General features: G+C 71.3%; 20 protein-coding genes. 9 read left to right on the forward strand and 11 right to left on the reverse strand.

Annotation, left to right across the window (positions count from 1 at the left end; translation table 11 throughout):
- Positions 1–139 precede the first annotated feature (139 nt).
- Both bldC and AWX74_RS18450 read right to left on the reverse strand, forming a co-directional pair.
- Complete coding sequence (gene bldC, locus AWX74_RS18445) at positions 140–346, reverse strand: developmental transcriptional regulator BldC (protein WP_006540950.1); 207 nt, start codon at positions 344–346, stop codon at positions 140–142.
- A gap of 152 nt (positions 347–498) precedes the next feature.
- Positions 499–1,335, reverse strand: coding sequence for a DUF8083 family protein (locus AWX74_RS18450; protein WP_091278287.1), 837 nt, complete (start codon positions 1,333–1,335; stop codon positions 499–501).
- A gap of 510 nt (positions 1,336–1,845) precedes the next feature.
- On the opposite strand from AWX74_RS18450, the gene AWX74_RS18455 reads away from it, so the two are divergent.
- Together AWX74_RS18455 and AWX74_RS18460 are read left to right on the forward strand one after the other, a co-directional pair.
- Positions 1,846–2,973 carry a Glu/Leu/Phe/Val family dehydrogenase gene (locus AWX74_RS18455; protein ID WP_091278289.1) on the forward strand — a complete coding sequence of 376 codons (1,128 nt, stop codon included), beginning with the start codon at positions 1,846–1,848 and terminating at the stop codon, positions 2,971–2,973.
- A 371-nt stretch (positions 2,974–3,344) separates the two neighbouring features.
- Positions 3,345–3,539 (forward strand): DUF3073 domain-containing protein, encoded by a 195-nt coding sequence (locus tag AWX74_RS18460; protein WP_006540947.1) that lies wholly within the window; start codon positions 3,345–3,347, stop codon positions 3,537–3,539.
- 524 nt (positions 3,540–4,063) lie between these two features.
- Here AWX74_RS18460 and purM read toward each other — a convergent pair.
- The 3 genes from purM to AWX74_RS18475 all read right to left on the reverse strand — a co-directional run bounded on the left by purM (position 4,064) and on the right by AWX74_RS18475 (position 8,016).
- The gene (purM, locus tag AWX74_RS18465) at positions 4,064–5,191 is read right to left on the reverse strand and encodes a phosphoribosylformylglycinamidine cyclo-ligase (protein WP_091278291.1); all 1,128 of its coding nucleotides are present in this window, start codon (positions 5,189–5,191) and stop codon (positions 4,064–4,066) included.
- Entirely contained in the window at positions 5,188–6,939 is a 1,752-nt protein-coding gene (gene purF, locus AWX74_RS18470) for an amidophosphoribosyltransferase (protein WP_091278292.1), read from the reverse strand. Before purF ends, purM begins: the two co-directional genes overlap by 4 nt.
- Positions 6,940–7,314: 375 nt before the next feature.
- Positions 7,315–8,016: a sterol carrier family protein gene (locus AWX74_RS18475; protein ID WP_165615681.1), complete on the reverse strand. Its 702-nt coding sequence runs from the start codon at positions 8,014–8,016 to the stop codon at positions 7,315–7,317.
- Between the two features lie 174 nt (positions 8,017–8,190).
- Here AWX74_RS18475 and AWX74_RS18480 point away from each other — a divergent pair, with 174 nt between their 5' ends.
- Positions 8,191–11,925, forward strand: coding sequence for a sacsin N-terminal ATP-binding-like domain-containing protein (locus AWX74_RS18480; RefSeq protein WP_091278296.1), 3,735 nt, complete (start codon positions 8,191–8,193; stop codon positions 11,923–11,925).
- 161 nt (positions 11,926–12,086) lie between these two features.
- On the opposite strand, the gene AWX74_RS18485 is transcribed toward AWX74_RS18480, so the two are convergent.
- From AWX74_RS18485 to AWX74_RS40775, 4 genes are all read right to left on the reverse strand, one after another.
- Positions 12,087–12,449, reverse strand: coding sequence for a DUF2530 domain-containing protein (locus AWX74_RS18485; RefSeq protein WP_226931152.1), 363 nt, complete (start codon positions 12,447–12,449; stop codon positions 12,087–12,089).
- A 276-nt stretch (positions 12,450–12,725) separates the two neighbouring features.
- Positions 12,726–13,649 carry a sulfotransferase gene (locus AWX74_RS18490; protein ID WP_091278298.1) on the reverse strand — a complete coding sequence of 308 codons (924 nt, stop codon included), beginning with the start codon at positions 13,647–13,649 and terminating at the stop codon, positions 12,726–12,728.
- Between the two features lie 406 nt (positions 13,650–14,055).
- Positions 14,056–14,589: a flavin reductase family protein gene (locus AWX74_RS18495; protein ID WP_091278300.1), complete on the reverse strand. Its 534-nt coding sequence runs from the start codon at positions 14,587–14,589 to the stop codon at positions 14,056–14,058.
- Complete coding sequence (locus AWX74_RS40775; protein WP_091278302.1) at positions 14,586–15,518, reverse strand: NADPH-dependent FMN reductase; 933 nt, start codon at positions 15,516–15,518, stop codon at positions 14,586–14,588. Before AWX74_RS40775 ends, AWX74_RS18495 begins: the two co-directional genes overlap by 4 nt.
- Positions 15,519–16,020: 502 nt before the next feature.
- Between AWX74_RS40775 and AWX74_RS42555 the strand changes: the two genes are divergently transcribed.
- Entirely contained in the window at positions 16,021–16,101 is an 81-nt protein-coding gene (locus tag AWX74_RS42555) for a putative leader peptide (protein WP_369809833.1), read from the forward strand.
- Positions 16,102–16,457: 356 nt separating this feature from the next.
- The gene (locus tag AWX74_RS18505) at positions 16,458–16,829 is read left to right on the forward strand and encodes a winged helix-turn-helix domain-containing protein (RefSeq protein ID WP_054569134.1); all 372 of its coding nucleotides are present in this window, start codon (positions 16,458–16,460) and stop codon (positions 16,827–16,829) included.
- On the opposite strand, the gene thpR is transcribed toward AWX74_RS18505, so the two are convergent.
- Positions 16,778–17,335: an RNA 2',3'-cyclic phosphodiesterase gene (thpR, locus tag AWX74_RS18510; RefSeq protein ID WP_091278304.1), complete on the reverse strand. Its 558-nt coding sequence runs from the start codon at positions 17,333–17,335 to the stop codon at positions 16,778–16,780. The two genes, AWX74_RS18505 and thpR, sit on opposite strands and share 52 nt — an antisense overlap.
- 216 nt (positions 17,336–17,551) lie before the next feature.
- On the opposite strand from thpR, the gene AWX74_RS18515 reads away from it, so the two are divergent.
- A complete protein-coding gene (locus tag AWX74_RS18515; protein WP_091278306.1) occupies positions 17,552–18,565 on the forward strand; it encodes a Gfo/Idh/MocA family oxidoreductase in 1,014 nt (337 codons plus the stop codon).
- A gap of 6 nt (positions 18,566–18,571) precedes the next feature.
- Here the strand turns inward: AWX74_RS18515 and AWX74_RS18520 are convergent, their stop codons facing one another.
- Positions 18,572–18,997, reverse strand: a complete 426-nt coding sequence (locus AWX74_RS18520; RefSeq protein ID WP_006543719.1) for a MarR family transcriptional regulator — start codon at positions 18,995–18,997, stop codon at positions 18,572–18,574.
- A 330-nt stretch (positions 18,998–19,327) separates the two neighbouring features.
- Here AWX74_RS18520 and AWX74_RS18525 point away from each other — a divergent pair, with 330 nt between their 5' ends.
- From AWX74_RS18525 to AWX74_RS18535, 3 genes are all read left to right on the forward strand, one after another.
- Complete coding sequence (locus AWX74_RS18525; protein ID WP_091278308.1) at positions 19,328–21,163, forward strand: sensor histidine kinase; 1,836 nt, start codon at positions 19,328–19,330, stop codon at positions 21,161–21,163.
- 122 nt (positions 21,164–21,285) lie between these two features.
- Positions 21,286–21,993 (forward strand): response regulator transcription factor, encoded by a 708-nt coding sequence (locus AWX74_RS18530; protein ID WP_091278311.1) that lies wholly within the window; start codon positions 21,286–21,288, stop codon positions 21,991–21,993.
- Positions 21,994–22,637: 644 nt separating this feature from the next.
- On the forward strand, positions 22,638–24,005 hold the full coding sequence (locus AWX74_RS18535) for a citrate synthase (RefSeq protein WP_076830061.1): 1,368 nt from the start codon (positions 22,638–22,640) through the stop codon (positions 24,003–24,005).
- Positions 24,006–24,133: the final 128 nt, after the last annotated feature.

Genomic DNA, 24,133 nt, shown 5'->3' on the forward strand with positions numbered 1-24,133 from the left:
CGGAGCGGTGGAGAATTCACCGTTATGGGACGTCCGCTCAGGTGGCGGGTCCGGTCCTGTGTTCGAGAGCTCGACCGGGCGACCACCGAACGCCTGGATCTACCAGGACGCCTCCATCAGCGCCGGCATCGTGGCGCGCTCAGATGTCACTTCCGATGCTCGGAACTCCCTTCAGCAGGGCGCGCACCTCCGCCTCGCGGTACCGGCGGTGACCGCCCAGAGTCCGGATCGAGGTCAGCTTTCCGGCCTTCGCCCACCTGGTCACGGTCTTCGGGTCCACCCGAAACATCGTGGCTACCTCGGCGGGTGTCAGCAGCGGCTCGGCATCCGGCGTTCTCGTCGTCATTGCGTTGGCCTCCCGTCACAGAGCGTCGCTCCGTCCCATACAGATCGTGCATCCTTCGGGGGCATTTCGGACATGGCACGTCAGGACCATCTGCTGACTAGTCACAGCTCGTCCGAAGCGGAGGGCAACGCTGCGCTAACAGGAGGCTCCGATCAACTGGCGGATTCCCGTGACTGCAGGGGTCTCCACCTGATCAGCACGCGTTCGTACGCCTCGACCGCAAGGTCTGTTCGCCCTCGGCGTAACGCGCTGACCGCCTCAACGAGGTCCTCGACCGAGCTGTCGCTCCTGAGCATGTCATCGTCCAGCAGGTCAACTAGTCCGTCGTAGTCCAGTTCGACCCTGCTCTGTGGATGGAAGGACCCCAGCCAACGGGCCAGCTCGGCGACGCCCTCGATCGCGGGTGCGTTCGCGTTGTCCGAGCGGAGCGTCTCCATCGCCTCCACCGCGCGACCGACCCGCCGGCGGGCGAGGCTCATCGTGGTCCGGTAGACCATCGAACGATCCGACCGGTCACCGGTGATCAGCGAACGCTCGGTCGGGTCGAACAGCACGAACCAGGTCGGCGGGACCATCCAGGTGCAGCTCTGCACATGGAGCTTGATCTCGGGGCGGCGGGCCTTCCACCGGTCGAGCTCGGTCTCGGCCGGATCGACCAGCCGCCGCGGCAGGAACGCCTCGGCGACCCGTTCCGGCATCAGGCCGCGGAACTCCTTCGCGGCCTGCCACACCCGAAGCTGGGTCGACCACGGGCACACGAACATCAGCCCGTCCACCCACTGGATGAACGCGGACTCGTCGGCGACGTCCAGCGACGGCCGCACGGTCGCGACCAGCGCCACCACCCGTTCGCGCCGGGCGCCGGCCCGTGAGGAGGGAGGACCGGAGGCGGAGGCGGCATAGCGCTGCCACCGGACCCGGTCCGGCGGCGGGAATGCCGCCAGCGGCTCGTAGATCCGCAGGTACGCGGCGGGCGAGACGACAGGCACCCTAGATCCCGGTGCCCGAGGAGGCGGCTACCGGCATGGCGGCTACCCGGCCGGGTGCGGACATGCCCCTGGATGCTGGCATGCCTCCGATCCTGACACGGACCGCGGCGGTCACGGGCCCGACGGCGATGAGAGGTCCGGCATCTCTGTCGCCGCGCTGCCACTGCTGTCGAGCAGGACCCGAGGGCCGCGGTCGCGGGGGAGCCGGTCGCGGAACCCCGAACGTCAGGCTTCCGCCGATGCCCCTGCTTCTGCGCAAGGAGTGAGGATTTCGGCTGCTACAACAACCAAGATCTTCACTCCTTGCGCATCACCAAGTGGCCACCCGTCCCGCTTGCGGCTATTTGGTGTGAATTGCTGGCGGACGGTGCGGCGGCGGGCTGCGTCGTAGTGTTCGCCGAGAGCGGCCGGTAGGGGTCCGCGGCCCTCGGACACATCCCGGGCGGCCTGTGGGCCCCGGCCCAGTCGGGGCGCCGGCCCGTGGAGCGTCCGGACCAGGAGGGCTCAGGCATGTCACCAGATCCGCGCGGGCTGGACGTCGGCACGTCCACCGTCTCCTCGTCGGTGTTCGACGTCGCGGCCGAGCACGAGCAGGTGGTGTTCTGCTCCGACCAGGCCAGCGGCCTGCGCGCGATCATCGCCGTCTACTCGACCGCGCTCGGCCCGGCGCTGGGCGGCACCCGGTTCCACGCCTACCCGGACGAGGCGTCCGCGCTCACCGACGCGCTCGCGCTCTCCCGCGCGATGGCCTACAAGGCCGCCTGCGCGGGCCTGGACCTCGGCGGCGGCAAGGCGGTCATCCTCGGCGACCCGACCCGGGACAAGACCGAGGCGCTGCTGCGTGCCTACGGGCGCTTCGTCGCCTCCCTCGGCGGACGTTACATCACCGCCTGTGACGTCGGTACCTACGTCGAGGACATGGACGTGGTGGCGCGGGAGACCCGCTGGGTCACCGGTCGATCCCCCGTCCACGGCGGCTCGGGCGACTCGGGGGTCCTGACCGCCTACGGCGTCTTCGAGGGCATGCGTGCCTGCGCCCGGCACAGATGGGGGACGCCGTCACTGGCCGGCCGCCGCGTCGCCGTCAGCGGAGTCGGCAAGGTCGGCCAGCGCCTCGTGGAGCACCTGTTGGCCGACGGCGCGACCGTTCTGGTCAGTGACATCGATCCGGCCGCCGTGCGGCGCGTACAGGAGCGCCACGACGACGTGCTGCCGGTGGCCGACCCCGACGAGCTGATCCGGATGGAGGTCGACGTGTACGCGCCCTGCGCGCTGGGCGGCGTCATCACGACTCCCCTGGTGCCCCAGCTGCAGACGGAGATCATCTGCGGCGGCGCCAACAACCAGCTCGCGGACGCGGGCGTCGACAAGGTCCTCGCCGACGCGGGCGTGCTCTACGCGCCCGACTTCGTGGTCAACGCCGGCGGCCTGATCCAGGTCGCCGACGAGATCGAGGGGTACTCCCCCGAACGGGCCAGGGCCAGGGCCGCGCGGATCTTCGACACGACCAGCGACGTCCTCGACCTCGCCGCGGCCGAGGCGGTCACCCCGGCCGTTGCCGCGGGGCGGTTCGCGCAGCGGCGGATGGCCGACATCGGCCGGCTGCGCGGCATCCTGCTCCCCGACCCGCGCGCCTGAGCAGCGGCCCACGTGCTCCGAACGTCCGGCGGCGTCCGACGCCAGCACCGTGGTGCGCGCCACGCCGAAGCGTTCTGCGCCCGCCGGTCATGGCTGCACCTGTCACCGAACACGCCACCACGGGCGGGAAATCGTGATGATGACCACATCCAACAGGCCTCCTACCAGCACCGCAGCGGGCCCGCGTGCCCGCTGTCAGGGAGGTCCGGGGACCGCCGGAGGGGCGCCGATGATCTCCCGGATGCTGTCCGTCGACAGGTAACTGTCGGGTTGGCGTGCCGAGTAGGCTGCGATCCCTGTAGTCTCGGGAAGCACGAGACAGTGAGAGCACCGGGGCGGGTCCCCGTCGTCATGTTCGAGGGGGTCGAGCCATGGGGCGCGGCCGAGCGAAGGCCAAGCAGACGAAAGTCGCCCGCGAGCTCAAGTACAACTCGCCCACAATGGATCTCGACCGATTGAAGGCGGATCTGGGCGCGGGTACCTCGCGGGAGACCGAGAGCGACGAACCGTACTCGGATGACGACTACGGTTACGACTCTTACCTGGACGATGAGGACGAGCGCTAGCAGCGCTCGTCCCCCTGACTCCGGGGCCGCCCCTGCCGATGCCGCTCGTCCAGGAAGCTCTGGAAGAGCAGAGCATGGCCACCTGGCCTCAGGTAGCCATGGGCATCGGCATCAGATCGTGTCCGGTACGCCCGCCTTGCGCGGGCACACCGGGCGCCGAGCTGAGGTTGGGCAGAGCCGCCGGTGCCGCGCGCTTCGGCGTCGTCTTCCAGGTTCCCGAAGGGCAGCGTCATCCCGGCCAGGGAGGATCGCCACGGCGATGCTCCGCGGCCGTCCATGACCGGCGACCGTCCATGACCGCGGGTCACGGGTACCGGTTCAGGCCCGTCCACGCGCGTCGACCAGCCAGGCAGCTCGCAACGAGGCAGCAGCTTGTGACATCAGAACTTGTGACCAGCCCGCCGATGGCAGGGCGGCTGGTGGCAGGCCTGCCCCGGTCGCACGGCACCCGGGGCACCGGCGCCGGGCCACCTGTCAGTGCCAGGTCTCCCAGCCGCGGCGCCCCGGCACCACCACCGCCTGCGTCAGCGATGCGCGCCGACGAGGCGGGCCACGCCGGCGTCCTGCTCTCCCCCTTCGGGCAGCGCCTCGATCTGCCCGGCGATCCAGGCGGGGACGCCACGCTCCTCCAGCGTCCGCACCACCGTCTCCGCATCCGCGGCGGCAACGATCGCAACCATGCCGACGCCCTGGTTGAACGTGGCCTCCATGTCGGCTTCGCCGACGCCCCCGCGCTCGGCGAGGATGCCGAACAGAGCCGGCGGAGCCCAGGTGGACCGTTCCACCGTGGCCACCGCTCCGGCCGGGATGACCCTGGCCAGGTTCGCCGCGAGGCCACCGCCGGTGATGTGGGCGAAGGCATGGACCTCGGCCGCCTCGATCACGGCGAGACAGTCCCGGGCATAGATGCGGGTCGGGGTCAGCAGCGCCTGCCCGAGAGTGGTGCCCAGCACCTGCTCGTACCCGGCCAGAGCCGCCCTCCCCGCTTCGGAGACGCCTGCGGGCTGGTCAGGAACGGCCGGACCGAACAGGATGTGCCGTACCAGCGAGAAGCCGTTGGAGTGGAGACCGGATGACGCCATCGCGACCACCACGTCCCCCGGCCGGACCAGCTCCGGCCCGAGCACGGCGTCGGCCTCGACTACCCCGACCCCCGTCGCGGCCAGGTCGTAGTCGTCGATTCCCATGAGCCCGGGGTGCTCGGCGGTCTCCCCGCCGACGAGCGCACACCCCGCCTGCTCGCAGCCGGTGGCGATACCGGAGACGATCGAGGCGATCCGCCCCGGCTCAAGGGAGCCGCAGGCGATGTAGTCCAGCAGGAACAGCGGCTCCGCGCCGCAGACGACGAGATCGTCGACCACCATCGCGACCAGGTCGATGCCCACCGTGTCGTGGACGTCCAGCGCCCTGGCGACCGCGATCTTCGTCCCGACCCCGTCCGTCGACGACGCCAGCAGCGGGCGGCGATAGCGGGCCACGTCCAGCGCGAACAGGCCGGCGAACCCGCCGAGCGAGCCGACCACCTCGGGTCGGGTGGCCCGGGCGACGTGCTGGCGCATGAGCGCGACGGCCCGGTCGCCGGCCTCGACATCGACTCCGGCGTCCCGGTACGAGACCGAACGCCCGTTCGGCGGGCCTGCGCCGTTCGTCAAAGCGAACCTCCAGTGGTTCGGGTCGGCACGAGCGGAGCGGCGGCGATATCGGCCCCGAGGTCGGCCTCAAGGTCGGCTTCGAGGTCGGCGTCGTGGTTGTCCGGCGACGGGTCGGCGCCGTTCATCCCCAGCGTCACCCGGGCCTGTATCGCCTGGGCGATGACCTCTTCCGTGGTCTGCGGGCCGAACGACTCCAGGCGGTACTTGCCCAGCTTGTCGGTGTCTGCCAGCGGTACCGGATAGATCCCGTCGAAGCAGGCCCGGCACAACGAGTCAGCGGGCTGCTCGGCGGCCTCGATCAGCTCGTCGAGGGAGACGTACGCCAACGAGTCGGCACCGAGCGACTGCCTGATCTCCTCGACACCGCTGCCACTGGCGATCAGCTCGGAACGGGTGGCGAAGTCGATGCCGTAGAAGCAGGGCCACCGCACCGGCGGCGAGGAGATGCGCACGTGCACCTCGGTCGCTCCGGCCTCGCGCAGCATCCGGATCAGGGCCCGCTGCGTGTTGCCGCGGACGATCGAGTCGTCCACGACGACCAGGCGGCGCCCCTCGATGACGTCCCGCAGCGGGTTCAGCTTGAGCCGGATGCCCCGCTGCCGGATGGTCTGCGACGGCTGGATGAACGTCCGGCCGACGTAGGAGTTCTTGACCAGGCCCTCGCCGAACGGGATGCCGGAGGCCTCGGCGAAACCGACCGCGGCCGGCACGCCGGACTGCGGCACCGGGATCACCAGGTCCGCCTCGGCGGGAGCCTCCAGCGCCAGCCGCCGCCCCACCTCGACCCGGGTGGCGTGCACCGACCGGCCGCCGATCGTCGTGTCGGGCCGGGCGAGGTACACGTACTCGAACAGGCACACATGCCGGTCCGCCTCGGCGAACCGCAGCGAGCGCGGGCCGTCCGCGTCGATGACGAGCAGCTCCCCCGGCTCGATCTCGCGGACGAAGGTGGCGCCCACGATGTCGAGGGCCGCGGTTTCGCTCGCGACGATCCACGCGCCGTCCGGGCGGCCGTCGAGCTGCCCCAGCACCAGCGGATGGATGCCGTGGGGGTCACGGGCGGCATACAGCGTCGACGCGTCCGAGAACGCGAGGGAGAACGCGCCCTTCAGCTGCGGCAGGACGTCCATCGCGGCCTCGGCGAGGGTCGGCCCCGGGTGGGCCGCGAGCATCGCGGTGATCAGGTCGGAGTCGGTGGTGGCCCCGAGGCCGCGCTCCCGTTCCCCAAGCACCGAGGCGAGCTCGACGATATTCGTCAGATTGCCGTTGTGACCGAGCGCGATCGGCCCGCCAAACGTGGCCGTCCGGTACGACGGCTGGGCGTTTTCCCAGGTGGACGAGCCGGTTGTGGAATACCGCGTGTGACCGACGGCGACATGCCCGGAAAGGCTCGACAGCGTGATCTCGTCGAAGACCTGGGCGACCAGGCCCAGCTCCTTGAAGACCACCACGGTGCGACCGTCACCGACCGCAATCCCGGCAGCTTCCTGACCTCGGTGCTGTAGCGCGTAGAGGCCGTAATAGGTGAGGTTCGCCACGTCCTCGCCGGGCGCCCAGACGCCGAACACCCCGCAGGCGTCCCGAGGGCCCGGATCGTCGTCGAGGAACTCACTCCCAGCCAGATCACTCCCAGCCAGATCGCCGCGAGCGGACCCGTCACGGCCGGGGCCGTTGTGGTGTTCCGGTGGACGAGCGGAGGTCGACTCCCGGCTGTTCGCGGAGTCGTCGCTGCCTGCGACGTGTGGCACCAGGTCTCCTAGAGAGGTCAGGGTGACCGAGATGTCGGGAGAAACGGATCGGGTTCAGGGTGGATATGGCAATTCCCGGGACGCACATGACAACGCTCACATCAACGGACAGCCACGAGAAGCACCTCGGACCACCCGACGTTCACGCCCGGCCTCGACTCCCCACATAACCACGCTAGCAGCGGCGACGCCGATCAGCCGGCCGAGCCGGATCTCACCACCCCAGCGCCAGTGAAATCACAGCGGAAACACCACAAACACCGCATCAGACGCCTTCGGGGCGCTATATCACGCAGCACGGGCCGACCGGCGCCACAAGCCGTGAATCGCGGGGTAGCGGTGGGAAGCAGGCCGCGCCGGCGACCACGCCCGCACTCACCGCCAGCTGGGCAGCGGTAGCAGAGAGCGGAGATCGGCCCGTTCACCGCTTGCCCGGACCCGGCCGTCCGCCACCGCCGTCTCCCAGTCGAGCCGGCCCGTCGCGACCATGACGAAGGCCACCGGCTCTGCCTCGACGACGTTCGGTGGCGTGCCGCGGGTGTGCCGGGGGCCTTCGACGATCTGCACCGCGGCGAAGGGCGGCACCCGCAGCTCCACCGAACGCCCGGGGGCACGCTCGGTGAGACTGGCCGTGAACAGCCGCACGGTCACCCTGAGCGCGGAACGCACCGGTGGGACACCGAGATCCAGGCCGTGCAGGACCGCCTCGGCGACGGCATCGGTCAGGAACGGGATCAGGTCCACCCGCCCGCCCGGGGTGAGAACGCCGCGGCTCACAAGCTGATCCGGGGCGTCGGGCTGATCCAGGCGCAACGCGGCCAGATCAGCGGTGGCGGCCGACACAGCGGCCCGCACCATCGCCTGCGGCCGGCTCTGGCCCGAAGCGGGCGGCGCGGGCTCGGAGGCCAGGGCGGTGTACAGAGCGAGCGCACTTCGAGCGGCCCGGCCCACCAGGTCGCCGACGGTCAGGCCGGGCCGGGCCGACGGCGTGGCGAGCTCCAGGTCGGAAAGGCGCTCGACGTGCTCGGCGAGCAGCTCCCACTGCTCGACCAGCGAGCTCGGCAACGTCAGGTCCACCCGGGTGGGTCGATCCCGGGCCGACCGAGTCGCACCAGCTCGGTCGGCTCCCCTCGCGCGACCACCAGCAGCCACCAACGACCCTCCTGCCTGGTTTGCGCGTTCCCCCGTCCCGGAAAGCGATGCTAAGCACCCTCGCTACGCAACGCTCCGGCCACGGAGAAGGATGAGGCTGTGGATGTCACCCCGTTTGACACCGAGACGTTGCGAACCCGCGTGACCGAGGCCTGGGCCGCGTCCCCGAGCCGGTTCCGGGAGGACGCGAACGCGGAGGAGGACGCCGCCCTCGGTGCCTACCGGGACCGCCTCCTGGTGGAGCTGCTCCAGAACGCGGTCGACGCGGCCACCGCCGCCGGTGTGCCGGCACGGGTTCTCGTCCGGCTGCGATCGAAGCCCGCTCCGACCGGGCCGGGCAGGCCGGATCCAGGCACGGCGGAGCTGGGCGCGGCGGAGTCAGGCGGCCTGCTGGAGATCGCCAACACCGGAGCGCCACTCACCGCTGCTGGTGTCGAGGCGCTGTCGACGCTGCGTGCCTCGGCGAAGCGCGACGTCCAGGCGGTCGGGCGCTTCGGTGCCGGCTTCGCCGCGGTCCTCGCGGTGACCCAGACACCGTCGATCGTCTCCAGAACACTGCCGTCCGGCGACGGCGACGGCGACGGCGGCGCGGCGGACGGCTGGCGCGGCGTGGGCTGGTCACGGGGCCGCACCGCGGAGCTGGTGCGCGCGTCCGGGGTGGACGCCCTCCTCCACGAGCTCGACCGGCGGGCGGGGCAGGTTCCCGTGTTGCGCCTGCCGTTCACACTCGACGACCCGCCGGCCGGGCCCGCCGGCTACGACACCGTGGTCCGGCTGCCGCTGCGTGACGAGGCCGCGGTGGCGACGGCGCGGGGTCTGATCGGCGAGCTGGACCCCACTCTCCCTCTTGTTCTGCGGGGCCTCGAGGAGATCGTCATCGATCTGGACGGGGAGGTCCGCACGCTCCGGTGCGAATGGGAGCCCAGCCGCCCCGGGCCGAACGGAACCGATCTCGAAGTCGCGACCATCGAGGGCACCCGCTGGCGCGGATGTGTGTACCGGGGCGGGATCCCATCCGAGCTGCTCGCGGACCGCCCGGTGGAGGAGCGTGGCCGCACCGGCTACACCGCGCGGGCGATGGTGCCGGACGGCGACTGGCCCGGCGATGTGACGCGGGTCGTGCGCGCCCCTCAACCAACCGACGAGCCGATCAGCATTCCCGCTCTGATCAGTGTCGATCTGCCGCTCGATCCGTCGCGGCGGCACACCGTCCCCGGACCGCTGCGGGACTGGCTGACCGACCGGCTCGCCGAGGCGACGGTCGCGCTGGCGATCCACCTCGGTGATCCCGCGGACGGACAGCGGCCCGGTCCGGCGCGGCTCGCCGCCCTGGACCTCGTTCCCACCGGGCTGCCCCGCGGCGAGGTGGACGGCAGGCTGCGTGACCGCCTCCTGGCGCTCCTTCCCGACGCACCGCTCTTCCCGGGTGGCCGGACCGGCCGTGACTGCGCGGTTCTGGACCTCGGCCCCGCCACGGACGCCGTCACCGACCTGCTGCTTCCCACCGCCGCGACCACCGGCGCCGGCAGCGCGACGAGCGACAGCACCGCCGGCGACCGTGCCGTCGACGACGCTCGTCACGACGGCCTTCACAACGGCCTTCACGACGACGGCACCGAGAAGGGCGCGGAGGACGACGCGATCATCGACGGTCTGCTGCCGGCCCGGTTCGCCGCACGGCGTCGCCGGCCGGCCCTGGACCTGCTCGGCGTCCGCCGGATGGACACCGGTGGGGTGGTGGAGCTCCTGCGCGGTGTGCGCCGGGATCCGTCCTGGTGGGCGAGCCTGTATCCGATCCTGCTGACGGTGCCGGATCGGGACGCGCTCGGCGCGCTGCCCATCCCGGTCGTGGTCGTGCCCGAAACCGACGATCTCGACCGGTGGTCGGTCTTCGGCCCGGAGGGTGGTGCGCAGCCGGTCTTCGACGGGTCCGATCCGGTGATGCCACCGCCCAGCCGAATGGTCACCGGACCACGCGGCGCGCTGTTGCCCACCCCCGACCTGGACGTCGTGTCCCTGGTCCGTTCGGGCCTGCCGTTGCGGGTCGTCCATCCCGACGCGTGCACGGGCACTGCCCGGGACGCACTGCGCACCCTGGGCGCGCTGGAGGGCACCCCGGCCGGCGTGCTGCGGGACCCGGCGGTACGGGAGGCCGTCGTCCAGGCCGATCCGGAGGATGATCCCGACGACCTGGACGCACTGGCCAACGGGGTGCTGGCACTGGTGCGCGACGCGATTGTGGAGCACAGCCACGCCCGGGCGGACGGCTCCGCCACCGGCCCCGTGCCCGGACAGGACTCGGACACCGGCACCGACGGCGGCCTGACCGCCGATCACCACGCCGACTCCGCTGACGCGCACGAGGATGCCGGCTCGCCCACCGGGTCCGGCCGGCCGGCCATGCCCGGCTGGCTCACCGCGCTGCTGCTCCCCGAGCTGGACGGTGGTTTCGCGCCTGCCGCCGAACTCGTCATCGCGGATGGTCCGCTCGACCTCCTGCTGGCCGACGATGCCCCGTTCGGAACCCTCGACCCGCACGTCAGCAACGCCTGGCCGGTCCATGTCCTGGAGGCTGTCGGCGTCCTGCACACGTTCGGCGTCCTGCGCGCCGTGGAGGTGACCCTCGACCCGGACGAGCCGGTCCTGCTCGAGCTGGACGACAGCGACATCTGGGTGGACGAGGTCTACGAGTCCTCCGAACGGGCGACTCCCGAGGTTCCGGGCGCCCCGCTGGTGGTCGAACGGTTCGCCGCCGTGCGGGACCTGGAGCTCGTCGACGAGGAGGCCTGGCCGGCGGCGCTCGCCGAGCTGGCCCGCCCGCCGCTGCGCCGGGTGGTGCTCGGCCGCGAGCCCTCCTACACCCGCTGGTGGCTGGCCCGGCACACGACGCTGCCGACAGCCGACGGGTCCGGCGCCCGGCTGCCACCGCGGGAGCTGGTGCTGCCCGGTGCCGATCCCCTGCTCACCGGGTTGTTCGCACCGGCCACACCGCTGCCCGGGGTGGACGACGAACTGCTCCGCGCGCTCGGCGCCCGCCGCACCCTCGACGACGTCCTCACCGACCCGGACGCGGTGATCGACCTGCTCGACCGGCTGGGCGACAGCGACCGCGAGATCGGCTGGCCGGCGGCACGGACGCTCTACATGGCCGCGGTGAGCGCCGCCGGACTGCTCGGTGCCGACCCCGACGGGGTGGTCGGACCCCGGCTCGACCCCCCGCTGACGGTCCGGACCCCGGCCGGCGTCTTCCCCGCGGACGAGGTCGTCGTGGTCGACGCGCCCGACCTGCTCGCGGTGGTGGGGGACGGCAGGCCCGTCCTGCGGCTGCCGCTGGACCGGGCGGCCGAGGCCGCGCATGTTCTCGGCCTGCGGCTGGCCTCCGACCTGGACGACTTCGAGCCGGTGGACGTCCCCGCCGGCACGGACGCGGCCGGCGACGGGGAGGCGACGAGCCGAACCGTCGTCGTCTCCGCAAGCAGGGTCGTTCTCGACCACCTCGCCGCGGACGAGTCCGAGCCGGGGCCCGAGGACCTGCACGGGACGGATCTCGCGGCCGCGCCGGGGGCCGTCCGGCCGCTGGTGGCGCGGTACCACCTGCATCCGCAGCTGTGGATCACGGCGCCCGGCGGGCGGCAGGCCCGGGTTCCGTGGCGCGTCATCGGCGGCATCGGCGGCGTGATCCACGTCGATGCCCAGGCGGGCACGGACGCGCTCGCCCGGGCCCTGGCCTGGCAGGCCGGTCAGTGGGAACGCCGGCACGGCCTGGCTGCGGCTCTTCGCGACCCGGACGGCGCGCCGCTGCGGCAGGCTGAGGACGATCTCGACGATCTCTGACCGGCGTACCGGCGCCGCCGCCGGGCCTGCGGTTCCGCGGCGCCGCCAGACCAGCAGCACCGCGGTGCCGCGGTTCCGCGGTGCCGCTGTTCCGCGGTGCCGCCAGACCAGCAGTGCCGCGGTTCCGCGGCGCCGCCAGACCAGCAGTGCCGTGCCAGCGGTCAGCCGGCTTCGGCTTCGGCCTCGGAACGCTCCTCGGCCGCACGCAGGCGATCTCGACGGCGGATGACGATCCAGAGCCCCGCCAGCCCCAGCCCGAAGCCGACGGCGGCGGTCGCGATCCACCACAGCCTGCCGTCGTCACGCAGGTCGTCGGCGAAGGGAATCATGACCAGGAGCGCGACAAGCCAGACGACGGATCCCACGGCGACCGAACGGACCCCGTCGTAGGGAAGCGCCTGCAGCTCCGCCGGGCGCGAGCCGCCTCCACCCGGGACGTCGGCATTCGGAGCGTCGACGTCCGGAGCGTCGGCATGCGACACGGTGGCCTCTGGCACGTCGCCCTCCGGCCTCGGTGTGCTCATCGCGACGACGTTACCGCGGGCACCCCGCGGCGGATCCGGGCCACCAGCCTGAGCTTGGCGGAGCCGCGCTGATGGAATGCGAACCCCACCCGCACGGCCACCCATCGAGGCTCCCGCGCCGCCGCACAGCACCAGCGACTCACCCCAAGAGGGACAAAAAGGGCACAGATTCATCTGGCGACCCGCAAGAAGCAAGGATTTTGGTCGTCGGAACGACCAGAATCCTTCACTCTTGCGACTCGCCAAACCGGGCTACCCGAAGGAACGCCCCTGGCGTCAGCGGTGTGTCTCCAGCGCGCAGTCGCCACGCTCAAGCCACTCGTCGAAGGATCGGCCCGTCACCCGGGCGAGCAGGGCGATGTCGTCGACGTAGCGGTCGATGACCCGCGCACGCAGGCCGGGTGGCAACGGCGGGCCCGGTAGCAACTGCGCGCGCAGCGTGGTCAGCGCCGCGGCCATCGCATCGGCGCTGGCGGGACCGGCGGCCCGGATCCGGACTCCCCCGGCATGGGTCACCGCCGGCGGAAACATGCGGTCGACGCCGCGGGGCGGGGCGCCGGGATCGACCGCGCCGACGAAGGAAAAGACCTCGCCCAACACGGATTCGGGCTGGGTGACCAGGTCCCGATATCGAACCAGCAAAACCTGGCTGGGCGGGAACAGGGTGTAAAGGCGCTGCAACGCGATGCCATAGCGGCCGTGTTCCGCGTACCACCACCGGCGCCGCCATCCTGCGGCCCGGCGCGCCGCCTCCGCGTCGAGCGCCTCGATCAGCGTCGGCAGGTGCTCCAGACCGGCCCGGCGCTGCGCGGACCAGTTCGCGTAGGCCCGCTCGACCGGGTCCCGCAGCACGACGACCATCCGGAGGTAGGGCAGCAGCTCGTGCATGCGCCGCTGCGCCGGGAAGTTCGCCAGGTAGTAGGGAGTGCATTCTCCTCGGGGCCGCCGGTCGCTTCCCGGAAACAGCTCCTCGTAGTCCGACCGGCACCAGACGAACGGTTCCTCGCCCATCGGATCAGGGACATCCCCAACCGCCGAAGTCGCCGGGCCGGCAGCGGTGGGACGCACTCCGGCCGCAAGGAAGAAGCCGGGTTCGGCCGGCCGGGACATCACCAGACCGGGGTGACGGGCCAGCGCCGCGTGCAGACCGGAGGTGCCGGCATCGGGGGCACCGATGACGGCGAAATCAGGCAGACCCACCCCGCCTCCTCCCCCGGAGCATGATTTCACATGCAGACCAGGAGCATATCTCCCTATTACCCATTGACGAACTTGGAAAGTGCGAACGACCCGATGCCGGTACGACGCCTCGGCGCTTCCTCACCACCGATCATTTCCGCTGATCACGACTTCTGGTGGCCGGCGAGGCGGACGAGGGCGGCGACGTCGTACACCTCGGTAGGCGTCGCGACCTGGCCGTCGGCAAACAGCACGGCTGGCGCCCGGGCCGGGCATACGTAGCAGTGAGCGCGTTGGTCATCCCAGCGACCAACGCCCTCAACGGCTGCTCGGCAGCGGCAATCCGGCGGCAGCCCGAAGCTTCGCACTGAATCCACCGGCTTCCGGTGCCAGACCTCGCTGCCAGCCCCCCGGTACCCGTCGCCGGCTAGGTACGCGGTCGTCCCGCCGTCACTGTGCCGTAGCGGCCGTTGTGGTAGACGAGCGGAGCGAGCAGGCCGGCCGCGGAGTCGACCCGCGTCTCGGCGATCTCGGCGATCACCAGATGATGGTCGCCCGCGATCAGCCGGGAGCGGATCCGCGTCCGCAGCCAGACGGCCGCGTCGGCGAGCAGCGGCTCGCCGGTGGGAAGTGTCCGCCAGCGAGTCGGCTCCGCGAACCGGTCGATCCCAGGAGTCGCGAACCGGGCCGCCAGCTCCTCCTGATCGTCGGACAACAAATGGACCACGAGACCCGTGGCGGCGGCCAGGGCCGGCGTGCACGACGACGTGATCGCCACCGAGAACGACAGCAGCGGCGGGTCCGCCGAGAGCGACGCGACCGAGGTGGCGGTGAAACCGACCGGCCCGTGCGGGCCGGGCATCGTCACGATGGCCACCCCGGCCGCGTGCCCGCGGAAGACACGGCGCAGCGCGGCCGGGTCGATCAGCTCGGACTCGGCACCGAGGGCGGTGGACGTCACAGGACTGCCCCGGCCAGACCGACGCGCAGAGCGGTCCTGACCCCGACCGCCACCCCGGATGAACCGGATGACGAGGCCCCGGATCCGGATCCGGTCACCGGCACCGCGGACGCCGCCGGCGCGAGAACGGCGGGAACAGGCCGGGCCGGCTCCGTCCGAGTCGTGTCGGACCGCACCGCGTCGGACCGCACCGCGTCCGACCGCACCGCGTCCGACCGCACCGCATCCGACCGCACCGCATCCGACCGCACCGCGTCCGACGGCACGGGCGATGGCGCCGCCTCGGCGTGGGCGGGGCGGTCATCCTCGGCAGCGTGGGCTGGACGGGCCGCCCCCGCGTTCGCCGCCACGCTGGCCCGCAGCGCGGACACGTAGGAGACCACCCAGGAGTCGAAAACGACGTCCAGGTCGGGGATCTGCTCCTCGATCACGGCGAAGGAGCGCGCCGGCACCGCGGCGCCGAGCTCGACGAGGACCGGGCGCAGATAGGCCTCGCCCGCGAAGGAGTGATCTGGCGCCGCCGACAGGACCAGCGGGATGGCGGTGACTCCCCGCAGCGCACCGCCCGGCAGCAGGTCCAGGAAGACCTTGAGCAGGCCCGTGTAGCTGCCCTTGTAGACGGGCGAGGCGACGATCAGCAGGTCGGCCGCGGCCACCGTCCTGGCCGCGGCGGCGACCCGGCTGTCACCGTCGAAGAGGTGCCGGGCCAGCTCCGCGAGATCGATGATCTCGACACTGGCGGCCGGCAGATCCTCCGTGATCCGCTCGACGAGACCGCGCGCGACGGCGAGCGTTCGGGAGCCCGTCCGCGGACTACCGCTGAGGACGACCAGGCGGGGCCGTACAAGCAGCCCGGACGGAGTGTCTGACTGCGTGCGCTGCAGCGTGTGCGACGTGGACGGCGGCACCGGGCGTGAGGACTGGATCATGATCGGCCTTCCGGTCTGGTCGAGCGCCGGCGCTGCGGCCTCGGACCTGCTCAGACCGCGTTCGCGGCCACGAGCCCTGACGGATTCCCCTTGACGCGTGCACCGACGGTGAGGCCGATCGGTTGTGGCGAGGCAGGGACTGACGTGAGACGGGAACGCACGACGAAGCTCGGACCTGGGCCCTGGTACTGACACGGTGCCGCGATCATCGCGGCGGCGGGCCCACGGAATCCGCTCCGTCAGCGGACGCACCGGCTACAGCGGCACCGGGTGACGCGGCCGTAGTCGACACAGCGCCGGCGCGTGAGCAGCGGGCGGGACACGAACCAGAAAGCCAACCACGCACGGTGGGCCGGCAGCGCTCGGTCATTGGAGAGTACGCGAGCGGCCACGTCCAAAACTGTGCGAGCAGGTCTTTGTTCAGTCAAGAAGTGATAAAGTGAGTCAGATCACACTGTAATTTTATTGGCCGGGTATCGCTGTACGTGTTTCCGTTGCTGCTGTGTTGAAGCCGACCTACCTCGTCAAGCGGGGGCACATCGACCTGTTGCGGGTCGCCTCCGCCGCCTGTTCGGCCACCTGACACCGCAGTCGACGTCCCGCGCGCGGTGACTGTCGCGCGGTGAGCGCCCCCGGCTCCGCGATCGCCGTGCCGGGTCCGGACGCCGGACGCCGGCCGGCACTCCCCGCGGCAGCGCGTCACGCGGCAGCACGCCACGCGGCAGGCGCGGCCAGCCATGCCCGCCGCCACCGCAGGCGCTCCCTGGCCGTCGGGCCGCAGCTGATCGTCCGGTCGCAACCCCTGAGGTTGCGGACGGATCCCCACCGGCCGACGCGACCACATAGATGATCTTCGCCCGGGCGCGCGCCCGGGCAGGAGCCCACCATGCTCCCGACCGTGCCGTTCGTTGTGTTTCGCTGATCTCCCTGGAGGCGTCCGTGACTGCCTACGCCGGTTTCGTCGAGAGAACGACCGTGGGAGGTGACGTGGACATCGACCGCGTCGCCTGGCAGGTCCTGGTCGACGGGCAGCCGATCGACCTCACCTACCTGGAGTTCGAGGTCCTCGACTACCTCGTGCGCCATCCGGGGCGGGTGCACAGCCGCGAGAAGCTCCTGCGCGAGGTGTGGCACCAGGATCCGGACGCGCTCGGCGCCTCCGCGCCGCGCACCGTCGACGTCATGATCACCCGTCTGCGGCGCAAGCTCGGCCGGGGCCACCGGGACCGCATCGAGACAGTCCGGCGAGTCGGCTACCGCTACCGGGACGCCGCGGAGCCCCTCAGCTCCCATTCACTCTCGACCCGGTAGGTGGGGGCCGGCCCACCGTCGCTGCTCATCAGCGTGATCGCTCCCGCGGACCAGGACGATCCCGCGATGGCCTCGTCGAGCTCCCGGACCACCTCCCGCAGGTCCGGGCTGGTACCGGCCGGTACCCGGGCCAGGGTGAGGTGGGCCCGGAACGGGCGGTCATCACCGTGGTCCGCACCGGCTCTGGCCGCCGCCCGGCGCACCCCGGTGGCCAACGGCCCGAGATCACCATTGACGCGGGCCCAGAGCACCCGCCCGCCGAAGTGGCCAGCGCCGTCCAGCCGCACCTCGACCGGTGGGTGACGACGGGCGACGCGCCCGAGCCGCTCGGCGAGCGCTGGACGCACGGCCGGGTCGACGGGGCCCAGGAAGGCCAGCGTCACGTGCCACTGCGGCGGGCTGCTCCAGCGCAGCCGCGGCTCCGGCCGCCCGCTCACCCTGGCGATCGCCGCCGCCAGGCCGTCGACGACCTCCGGTGGTGGCAGCAGCGCGACGAAGTACCTCATCGGGAACACTCAACACCGCGCCGCGCCGCCAGCCCGCGCCGCCAGCCCGCGCCGCCGCGCCGCCAGAGCCCGTACCCGCCACGTCCGGCCCGATCGGGCACCCCCGTAGGGCGTGACGAGGTCTGGTCACGGCGGGCTGGTTCGAGTGGGTGGTCTGACGACGGGATCGGCCCGACCGCCCACCCTCGGGTGGTGTTCGGATGCACTATCGGAGCTGTGACGACGGTCCCCGAACTGGTGGCACCCCGCGATCCCGGTCTGTCCCGGGCCTGGCGTTCCGACCGTCGCGCCGCACGGCGCGACGAGCCCGATCTCCCGGTCGCGATGGCCCTTGTTACTGACGGTTCGGAGCTCTCCACGGCGGATGTCCTGCGCGACGCGGGCGTCGACGTCGTCGGTCTGCTGGCCCCGGAACCGTTGGAATCACTGGCCTGGGCGGCCGAGGCCGGAGCACCCCGCGCCTACAGCGATCTGATCGCCCTGCTGTCGGACGACATCGAGGCGGTCTGCGTCGAGATGGCCCCGCCGGCGTCGGACATCGTGGCCCGCCGCGCCGCCGAAGCAGGCCTGCATGTCCTGCTCGCCAAGCCCGCCACCGCCGAGGCGGAGTCGCTGCGCGCCGTCGCCGACATCGCGGAGGACGCCGATCTGGCGCACGTCGTCGCGTTGGACGGCCGGGCCTGGCCGGCGGCGTGGCACGTCCAGGCATCCGTCCACTCGCTCGGGCGGCTCAGCCAGATCACGGTGGTCGGGGCACCCGCCGGCCCGGTCGGTCGCGCCGAGATGATCGATCTCGCCCTGCGCTGGTGCGGCGAGATCGTCGCCGTGTGCGCGGATCCGGGCAGCATGCCCGCGACCGCCCTCACCCCGGACGCCCCGGTGACCCTGGCGCTGCTCGCGGCCAACGGGACGACGATCCTCATCAACGAGCGCATGAGCGGCGAGATCACCACCGCCGTCGTCACGGTCTGCGGCGATGTCGGCCGGATGGTCGTGCAGGGCCGGCGGGTGCGCCGCCAGGACAGCACCGGCGTCCGGGACCTGTGGATGCCGACGGTTCCCGCCGAGCGGCCCGGCCTGGTCGAGGCGACCTATGACGTCGTGCGTGCCGCGGAGCTCAACGATCCGGCGCTGGTGCGCGGCGCCACCTTCCACGATCTGCTCACCGCCAGCCGGCTTCAGGTGGCGGCCTCCGCGTCCCGTAAGCGTGGCGGATGGGTGGAGCTTTGAGCTGCTTCAGAGGCCGGCGAGGCGGTCAAGGATGGGAGCGGCGGCCTTCAGCGCGTCGACCTCGTCCGGTGCGAGGTCCTCGAGGTGCTCGGCCAGCCACTCGTCCCGGCGGCGGCGGTCCGCGGCGAGCAGTTCCCGGCCCGCCTCGGTGACCTCGGCGATCACCTGACGTCCGTCGGAGGGGTGCTGGCCCCGGTTGACGAGCCCGGCCTCGGCCAGGAGCGTGATCACGCGGGTCATCGACGGTGGCTGCACGCGCTCGTACGCCGCGATCTCGCCGAGTGTCATCGGGCCGTGCCGCGCGAGGGTGGCGAGGGTCGCGACCTGGGTCGGTGTCAGGGTGCTCGAACGTTCCTGGCGCATTCGCCGCGACAACCGCATCACGGACATACGCAGGGTGGAGGCAAGCTCTGCCACGCCTACGTTGTCCATTCCCCGAAAGTACTGGTTAGCGTCGCTAATGTTCAAGAACTGCGGGACCCGTCGCAGCGCGGCCGGAGCGGGTCCGTGACGGGCGCCGGGAGCCGGCCACCCCCCGGTAGCGTCCGGCTCCCGACCGACCCGGGCCAGCTGCCCGCGACCGAACTTCGGTGCGGGAGGGCCGCATCCACTATTCACCGGAGCCGTCGTTCCTCGCTTCCGGGACAGCTCCACGTTTTCGGGGTACTTTCCACCCCGGCCTCTGGGGGGTAACACCCAGCCGGACATGACCGGTGTGTCACCCTTACCGGGTGAGATCGTCACGCCCGGCGAGACGTTGACGTGCCGGCCCCCAACCTGTCGCCAGGTAGGACGTCCACAGCCACAGCCGGCACTCCGGCGTCCCAGGCACCCGACCAGCGGCTTGCCCGGTTGCTGACCAGCGCCGTCACCCGGCACCGGCTCGTTTCCCTGGTGACGGCCGGCCTGGTGACGTCGTTGCTCGCGATCGCGGCGCAATGGCCCGCCTGGGCCAGGACGCCGTTTCCGGCGACGCTGAACGTGCTCGTCGTCCTCACCTTCGTCCTCACCGGCCTGCTGCTCCTCGACGAGGACGCACTCAGCAGCGTGAGCTGGGCGTTCGTTCTGGGCGGCCTGCTGTGGGCGGTGAGCTGGACCGCCACCTGGGAACACGGCCCGAGCGCCGTGATCTCCTCGTTCGCCTACACCCATTTCTGGGTCTGCCTCGGCTGGGGTGTGCTCCGCTACCCGCACGGGCGCCTCGTCGGGTCCGTCGACCATCTGATGGTGGCCGTCGCCGTCGCGGTCATCCCCGTCGGCAACCTGGTTCTGATCGGGCTGTGCCGGCCGGAGACCCTGGGCTACCGGCCGGACGTGTGGTGGTACGGGTCCGCGATCGAGCCGGGCGTCTTCGAGCTGGTCGTCAACATCCTCGACGGCCTGACCATCGCTCTCGTCGTCGCCTTCGGGCTGGTCATCGGACGCCGCTACCGACGGGCGTCGGCGCTGGAGCGGCGCACCCTCGGCCCGGTCTCGCTGGGCCTGCTCGCCGCCTTCGTGATGGCCTCCGTGGTGAACCTGTTCGTCTACTACCCCCAGGGCGGGGCCATCGACCCGATCTTCATACCGATGGCCGCGACCCTGTTCGCCATTCCGGCGTCGTTCGCCACCGCCGCGGCGCGCCGTCACCTGGCCCGTGGCCGCATCGCCCAGCTCCTGAGCACACTGAGCACCCCACCGACGCCGAGGGCGGTGCGTGAGGTGCTGCGCGCGGCACTGGGCGACGAGAGCGCGCAGATCTACCTGTGGGTACCCGAGCGAGGTGTGCACATCGACAGCGACGGCCGGCCGGCCATCCCACCGGCAACCGACGACACGCTGCTCACGCTGCCCGTCCGCACCACCTCGGGCGCGCCGCTGGCGGTGCTGTCCGCCCGGTCATCGCTGGAGCGCGACCGCGACCTGGTGGACGTCGCGCTGAACGCCAGCGCCATCGTGCTGGAGAACGCACAACTTCACGCCATGATCGCCTCCCAGCTCGACGCGGTGCGGACCACCCGAACGCAGCTCATCGAGGTCGGTCTGGCCGAGCGCCGCCGAATCGAGCGGGACCTGCACGACGGCGCCCAGCAGCGCCTGCTGGCCCTCGCCGCCCGCCTGGGGCTCGCCCAGGCACAGGCAACAGACGAGGCCACGGCCACCGCGCTGGCGGCCGCATCCGCCGATCTCCGGGCCGCGCTGGAGGAGCTGCGCGGACTGGCCCGCGGAATCCATCCGCCGATCCTGCGGGATCGGGGGCTGAAGGCCGCGTTGGAGGACATCGCGGGCCCGCTGCCCCTGGTGGTCGATCTTCGAGTCCCGGACCAGCGTTTCGACACCGTGTTGGAGACCACTGCGTACTACACCGTGAGCGAAGCGCTGGCGAATACCGTCAAACACGCCGAAGCCACCCATGCGCAGGTTACGGTGCGAATGTCCGGTGACCGGCTCCTGGTTCAGGTCGCCGACGACGGCAAAGGCGGAGCCGTGATAAGCGAAAGCGGCGGCATCGCCGGCCTGGGTGAGCGTGTCCGCGCGCTCGGCGGGGAAATCATGCTGTCCAGCCCGCCGCATTCCGGCACCCGGCTGACCGCGGTAATCCCGGCCACAACCCACTGATGTGATGCCACCGCCGTAATGCCACCGCCGTAATGCCACTGCTGTAATGCCACTGATGCGATGACCAGGACCACGGACAACCAGACCCACGGACAACCAGGCGCGACCTTGATCGGGGCGACATGCGGGTAGCTATCGCGGACGACTCAACACTGTTCCGGGAGGGCCTCGCGATGCTGCTGGCCTCGGCCGGTGTCGAGGTGACGGCACAGGCCTCCGAGCCGCGCGGGATCCTCGCCCACCTCAAGGACGCCCAGCTCGCGGACGCGCAGCCCGATGTCGTCATCCTCGACATGCGGATGCCGCCGACGTTCACCGACGAGGGCCTCGTCTGCGCGGAGCTGATCCGCGCCCAGCATCCGGCGGTCGGCGTGCTCGTCCTGTCCACCTACTCGGACGTCCACTACGCGGTGCGCCTGCTCGGTGACGGCCGGGGCGGGATGGGCTACCTGCTCAAGGACCGGGTCGCCGATCTCAACGGGCTGCTGGACGGCGTGCGCCGCATCGCGGCCGGCCGCCTCGTCGTCGACGAGGACATCATCGCGGGGCTGCTGGCGCACCGGCGGCGTGCCGAGGCGCTCGACCGGCTTACCGAGAGGGAGCGCGCCGTTCTGCGGGAAATGGCAGAAGGCCGCTCCAATGCCGGTATTGCCGGGAAACTGCACCTTGCCCCCAAAACAGTCGAAAACCACGTCGCCAGTGTGTTCTCGAAACTCGGGATGCCCGCGTCCGGCGACGACAACCGGCGAGTCCTGGCCGTCCTCGCCTGGCTTCGGTCGGCGGGTGACACCGCCTCCATCGCCGCACCGGGCGGATCTCCCGGCCGGTAGGCACCCGGCAGAGCAGGAGACACCGGCAGACGGGTCGAGCCGGCTGTACGGGCGGTGGCGGGCGAGACCGGCAGCGGGTGGGGCCGGCATGCGGGGTGGCTCCGGCGTGGGGGTGGATCCCCTCGGCGCCAGCCCACCCCACGGGCCCGCCGTCCAACAGTCCGGCCGGAACGGCGACGGCGACGCGCCAGAACCACGGCACCCACAACCACGGCCACGGACCTGACGTACACGCCGCATTGTGAACTTTCGATAGCACACCGTTGACCAGACAGTGCGCTGCGCACCACACCCGGCCGTGTGAGTTATCTCGCTTGATCCCGGCCACCTGCGGATTCAGGCAGAACGACGCACACCCCACACAGCCGCAAGGCGTGACGACCCAACCGCCCGTAGATACCCAAATCGGTCAGTTCATTACCAGCTGCACCAGCCCTGGCGCCACCCGCAGCTCGGCGGCATACAGGGTGGCAGAGCACACGTGGGATAGACGCCACCGATCACGCGCATGTGGTGGCTCGAACCGCGAGACTTGGGGACAACCGAACCGAACCAGTGAACCGGCGAGAGCGCTCCGAACCGGGCGCGCGCCCGGAGGTGGCCGACGCCGTCACCCGGCAGTGCCATGGCGAGAGGAGCCCGGCGTGTCCGAGCAGGTCAGTACCCTGACCGTCACTGACAACCGCACCGGTCGGACGTACGAGGTGCCGATTACCGACGGCACGATCCGCTCAAGTGCGTTCCGTACCATCAAGGTCGACGACGACGACTTCGGCCTGATGGCATACGACCCCGCGTTCACCAACACGGCGAGCTGCCGCAGCGCGATCACCTATATCGACGGTGATGCCGGCATCCTGCGCTACCGCGGATACCCGATCCAGGAACTGGCCGAGAAGAGCAGCTTCCTCGAGGTTGCCTACCTGCTTCTCGCGGGCGAGCTTCCGACCTCGGATGAGCTCTACACCTGGGAAGACGAGATCACGCACCACACCCTGGTGCATGAGTCGATCAAGAAGTTCATCGACGGCTTCCACCACGACGCCCACCCGATGGGCATGCTGGTATCGACCGTCGGCGCGCTGTCGACCTTCTACCCGGACGCCAAGACGATCGACGACCCCGGTCTGCGGCGGCTGCAGATCGTCCGGCTCATCGCGAAGATCACCACGCTGGCGGCGTTCTCCTACCGCCACTCCGTGGGCTTCCCGTATGTCTACCCGGACAACGATCTTTCGTACGCCGGCAACTTCCTCAACATGATGTGGAAGGCCACCGAGCTCAAGTACGAGCCGGACCCGAACCTCGAGCACGCGCTCGACGTGCTGTTCATCCTGCACGCCGACCACGAGCAGAACTGCTCCGCGAACGCGATGCGTGCCGTCGGCAGCTCCCAGGCCGACCCGTTCTCCGCCGCCGCCGCGGCGATCGCCGCGCTCTACGGCCCGCTGCACGGTGGCGCCAACGAGCAGGTGCTGCGCATGCTCGCCGACATCGGCTCGGTGGAGAACATCCCCGCCTTCATCGCCCAGGTGAAGGACGGCAAGAAGAAGCTCATGGGCTTCGGCCACCGGGTCTACAAGAACTACGACCCGCGGGCCCGGGTGATCCGCCAGGTCGCCGACGAGGTCTTCAAGGTCACCGGCACCAACCCGCTGCTCGACCTCGCGATGGAGCTCGAGCGGGTGGCGCTGGAGGACGAGTACTTCATCTCCCGCAAGCTCTACCCGAACGTCGACTTCTACACCGGCATCATCTACCAGGCCATGGGTATCCCGGTGGAGATGTTCCCGGTGCTGTTCGCGATCGGCCGGATGCCGGGCTGGCTGGCCCAGTGGGAGGAGGGCCTGCTCGACCCCGAGCAGAAGATCGCCCGCCCACGTCAGCTGTACGTCGGCTACGACCAGCGTCCCTACGTTCCGATGGACGTCCGGTCGGCCGCGGCCGCCGCCGAGACGGACCCGATCGCCGCCCAGGCCGCGCAGGCCGCCCCGGTGCGCCCGCTGCGCTGAGCCCCCAGGGAGTCCGCCCGCCGCACCGATCCGCGGCGGGCCTGAGACACCCACCTGAGACGACCGCCGCCGGCTGCCGCCGACCGGCGGTCGTCGTGTTTCCAGCCTTCGACGGCTGGCCGGCGGCG

Origin of the sequence: Parafrankia irregularis, from assembly GCF_001536285.1 — a bacterium.
GTDB lineage: Bacteria > Actinomycetota > Actinomycetes > Frankiales > Frankiaceae > Parafrankia > Parafrankia irregularis.